The organism is Collinsella sp. AM38-1BH (genome assembly GCF_003467545.1).
Lineage (GTDB): Bacteria > Actinomycetota > Coriobacteriia > Coriobacteriales > Coriobacteriaceae > Collinsella.
In genome coordinates, this window is sequence record NZ_QSHC01000028.1 from 1 (window position 1) to 4,202 (window position 4,202).

Sequence of the window (4,202 nt, forward strand, 5' to 3'; positions counted from 1 at the left end):
AGCTGGTCACCAAGCACAACCTCAAGTACCGCCGCTACTACCACCAGTTCGACTACTAATTCCATTTGGGGGAAACTGTAATGAGGCAATACATCTTCGCCAGCCACGCGCATTTTGCGACCGGCATTAAAGAGAGCACCGAGCTGCTCTCGGGCGCGCGCGATAACGTTCACGATCTATCGATGTTTGTCGACGGTCGCACCGACGTCGCCGAGGAGGCCGCAAAGCTGCTGGCGACCATCGACCCTGCCGATGACGTGATCGTGTGCACCGACCTGTTTGGCGGTAGCGTCAACAACGAGTTCACCAAGATCGTTCAGACGCGTCCCAACACCTACCTTGTCGCCAACATGAACCTGCCGCTGCTGATCCAGCTACTGTTCTCGGACCAGGAGGCTCCCGCCGATCAGGTTATCCGCGAGATAATCGCGGCTGACGACACGCGCGTCAAGTTTGTCAACGATCTGCTGACCGATGCGGATGACGAGGAAGAGTTCTAGTCTCCGCCTGCTATTAATGGGGCCGGGTTTCCGGCATGAGACCTTTGGGGGTCAATCATGATTCAACTGCTTCGCGTCGACCATCGTCTGCTTCATGGCCAGGTGGCCGTCTCTTGGGTCCAGGGCCTGGGCTCCGACTGCATCTTCTGCGTCGGCGACAAGGTTGCCAACGATCCCGTTTGGAAGACCACGCTCAAGATGGGCAAGCCGGCCAACGCCAAGCTCGTCATCAAGGACATGGAACACGCCATCGAGGCAATTAACTCTGGTGTCACTGATAAGTACAAGATGATCATCTGCGTCGCCAGCATCGCCGAGGCCAAGCAGCTTGCCGACGGCTGCCCGCAGATTACCTCGATCAACCTGGGCAACACCAAGTCCAAGGACGAACAGCGTCCCGACGCCCGCCAGGTTTCGCGTCAGGTCTTTGTGACCGCCGCCGAGGAAGAGGAAATCCGCGAGCTCGTCGGTCGTGGTGTCGAGGTCGAGATTCGCGCTCTGGCCGATGACCCCAAGGTCGACGCTATGAGTGTCCTGTAACTTGGGACCACGGGGCGGCACGCATGGTGCTGCCCTATCCGTGGAGTAGCGGATAAACGCTTTACCCGGTAGTCCACCTACCGTTCACCGGAAGTACCTGCCCGTTGAGCGATTGGTATTAAATAGTTTCTGCATGACTATATAATTGGTATGAAATCATTTGTACCGGTTTAGGTGTTAACAGCACGCCGGTACAAGCTGGATCTGCCTAGGCGATTGTCGGCATGGAAAAGGGCGCGCTGACAAGTCGGGAATCGCCGACCGGATCCAAGAGGGATCAAAAGGAGGAACAATGCTTGTTCAAGCGATCCTCATCGGACTTATCGCTGCTTTCGGTAAGCTCGATTATCAGCTCGGTACGCTCTATGCGTTCCGCCCGATCGTTCTGTGCCCGCTCGTCGGCATAGTCCTCGGGGACCTGCAGTCCGGCCTCGCCATCGGCGCGAGCCTCGAGCTGCTCTTCATGGGTTCTATTGCCATCGGCGCTTACGTGCCACCTGATGAGACGATTGGCGGCGTGCTCGCCTGCGCCTTCGCTATTCAGCTGGGCCAGAGCACTGAGGCCGCTATCGCGCTCGCGATGCCCATCGCCACCCTGTGCCTGGCCATCAAGAACGTCATCAACGCCGGTATGCCCCTTCTGGTCGACCGCGCCGACGTCTTTGCCAGCAAGGGTAACCTCAAGGGTATCTACGCTATGCACTGGGTTATCGGTCTTGTGATTGTCGCCCTGGCCTTCTTCCTGTGCTCCGTCTCCTTCTATCTTGGCGCTGACGCCGTTCAGGGTCTGCTCGACTTCATCCCGACGTTTGTCCTTGATGGCTTTGGCGTCGCAGCCAACATCCTGCCTGCCATGGGCTTCGCAATGCTCGGTCGTCTGGTGCTTACCAAGCAGCTCGTGCCGTTCTACTTCCTGGGCTTCCTGATGTGCTCCTATGCCAACGTGCCCGTCCTCGGTGTCGCTCTGATCGCAATCATCATCGGCATCAACAAGTTCGACCTGCTGGGCCTTGGTGGCGCCCAGCCCCAGCTTTCTGTGGAAGGGGATGAGGACGATGACTTCTAATTCCGAGAACCAGATTACTCGCTCCGACCTCATTAAGAGCTCTCTGAGTACCGGCGCTCTGGGCATGGAGTTCTCCTGGACCTACTACAAGCAGATGAACATTGCCTTCTGCCTGATGGTCGCCAACATGCTCAAGAAGATCTATGCCGGCCGTCCCGACGATTACGCCGAGGCCCTGCACCGTCACAGCGCATTCTTCAACATCACCCCGCAGCTCGCTCCCTTCGTGGGCGGCATCGCGATGGCCATGGAAGAGAAGGTCGCTCGCGGCGAGGTTGAGCCCGAGAGCGTCAACGACATCAAGGCCGCCCTCATGGGCCCGCTTTCCGGTCTGGGTGACTCCTTCTTCCTGTCCACCCTGCGCGTTGTTGCCGCTGCCGTGGGCATCAGCCTGTGCCAGGCCGGCAACGCCTTTGGCCCCATCGCCTTCCTGCTCATCTATAACATCCCGGCGTTCCTGATTCGTATCTTTGGCGCTATCAAGGGTTATGAGCTAGGCATTGGCTTCCTCAACGAGGCTCAGAAGACCGGTCTGATGCAAAAGATCATGGCCTGCGTCGGCATCGTCGGCGTCATGGTGGTCGGCGCCATGAGCAAGGACATGTTCTGGGCTTCGCTGCCCGTCGCCATCGGTCAGGGCGACTCCGCCCAGACCCTCCAGGACATCCTGGACGGCATCATGCCCGGCATGCTCGGCATGGCCGCCTTCTGGATTTACTACTGGCTGCTCTCCAAGAAGATCAACCCGATGGTCCTGATTCTCTGCACCATGGTCATCGGCATCATCGGTGCCTTCTTTGGCGTGCTTGCCTAATATGTTTAAATCGCGCTTCCATCGCGTCTAACGGTTGCGTCGATCTTTGGGGGCTTGTCGCATGTGCGGCAGCCCCCTGTTTTTTAAAAGCCCGTACGAAAGGGGAGGACTATGGCCGTACCCGAGCTTTCGCTCATGAACATCAACCATCGTTACTACAGCATCGAGACGTTCTTTAAGGCTGCAGGCGAGGCGGGTTATCGCAATATCGAGCTGTGGACAGGCTCGATGCACCTGTATGTGGATTGCCGCGAGCACGATTCGGTGGATAAGATTCGCGATCTTGCCGCCCAGTACGGCATCAAGATCGTGTGCGTGTGCCCCGAGCAGAACAACCCCAAGCCGTGGAATGTCGCGGTGCGTGGTGAGGCGGGCCAAAAGCGCATACTCTCGTACTTTAAGAATGTCATTGACGTTGCCGTTGAGCTGGGTGCGCCGCAGATTCTGGTGACGAGTGGTTGGGCCTATCTGGACGAGCCGGCTGAGGACGCCTGGGCCCGCAGCGTTGCCATGCTGCGTTCGGTATGCGACTATGCCGATACGCGCGGCATTCGCGTTGCGCTCGAGGCGCTACAGCCGTCGGAGTCCGTGCTGGTCAACACCGCGCAGGACGTCGCGCGCATCCTCGAGGCGGTCGATCGTCCCAACCTGAAGGCTTGTATCGACTTTGGCGCCATGGAAGTTGCCGGCGACACAATCGACGGCTACTTTGAGGTCTTGGGCGACAAGATCGTCCACACCCACTTTGTGGATGTCGGCGGCGGCACGACGCATCTTGCCTGGGGCGACGGCGAGCGCGATATGCGTGCCGACCTCGAGGCGCTCATGCGCCACGGCTATACGGGCTATGCCTCGGCCGAGACGTGTGACGGCCGCTACTATCAGGATCCGTCTAAGGCGACAACTCAGGTTATCGATATGTATCGTCGTGTGATAGCAGAGATGGAAGCCGAATAACCGAACTGCGCGGTTGCGCCGGAAACACTAGGGCGGGTTTGGCGCAACGTAGTTTTAGGTGGCGAGTTGCGGAGTGTTCGTTGCAGTGCTGCTCGAATTAGACAACTAATGGCGTTGTAATACCACTCGGGCGAGGAAACCGACCGTTCGCCGTAAATCTCCGTGAGTTTAGATTGGTATTAAATAATGAGCAATCGTATGGCTATAATTGGTATCAGCAAGAAGCGCGATGTATAGAATCGCGCACATGTGATGGGAGGACACACATGAAGGAGACCGAGAAGATCGAGATCATGCACTTCGACCAGGAGGGCTACCTCGAGGA

5 protein-coding genes are annotated in these 4,202 nt (G+C 57.9%); all 5 read left to right on the plus strand.

What is annotated here, in order from left to right; translation table 11 throughout:
• The first annotated feature begins 80 nt into the window (after positions 1-80).
• Positions 81-500 (plus strand): PTS sugar transporter subunit IIA, encoded by a 420-nt coding sequence (locus DW870_RS09160; RefSeq protein WP_117636068.1) that lies wholly within the window; start codon positions 81-83, stop codon positions 498-500.
• A gap of 57 nt (positions 501-557) precedes the next feature.
• Positions 558-1,040 (plus strand): PTS sugar transporter subunit IIB, encoded by a 483-nt coding sequence (locus DW870_RS09165; RefSeq protein WP_117636067.1) that lies wholly within the window; start codon positions 558-560, stop codon positions 1,038-1,040.
• A gap of 292 nt (positions 1,041-1,332) precedes the next feature.
• On the plus strand, positions 1,333-2,106 hold the full coding sequence (locus DW870_RS09170; RefSeq protein WP_117636066.1) for a PTS sugar transporter subunit IIC: 774 nt from the start codon (positions 1,333-1,335) through the stop codon (positions 2,104-2,106).
• Positions 2,096-2,920 carry a PTS system mannose/fructose/sorbose family transporter subunit IID gene (locus DW870_RS09175; RefSeq protein WP_369831513.1) on the plus strand — a complete coding sequence of 275 codons (825 nt, stop codon included), beginning with the start codon at positions 2,096-2,098 and terminating at the stop codon, positions 2,918-2,920. Before DW870_RS09170 ends, DW870_RS09175 begins: the two co-directional genes overlap by 11 nt.
• Positions 2,921-3,031: 111 nt before the next feature.
• Positions 3,032-3,877, plus strand: coding sequence for a sugar phosphate isomerase/epimerase (locus DW870_RS09180; RefSeq protein WP_117877562.1), 846 nt, complete (start codon positions 3,032-3,034; stop codon positions 3,875-3,877).
• Positions 3,878-4,202: the final 325 nt, after the last annotated feature.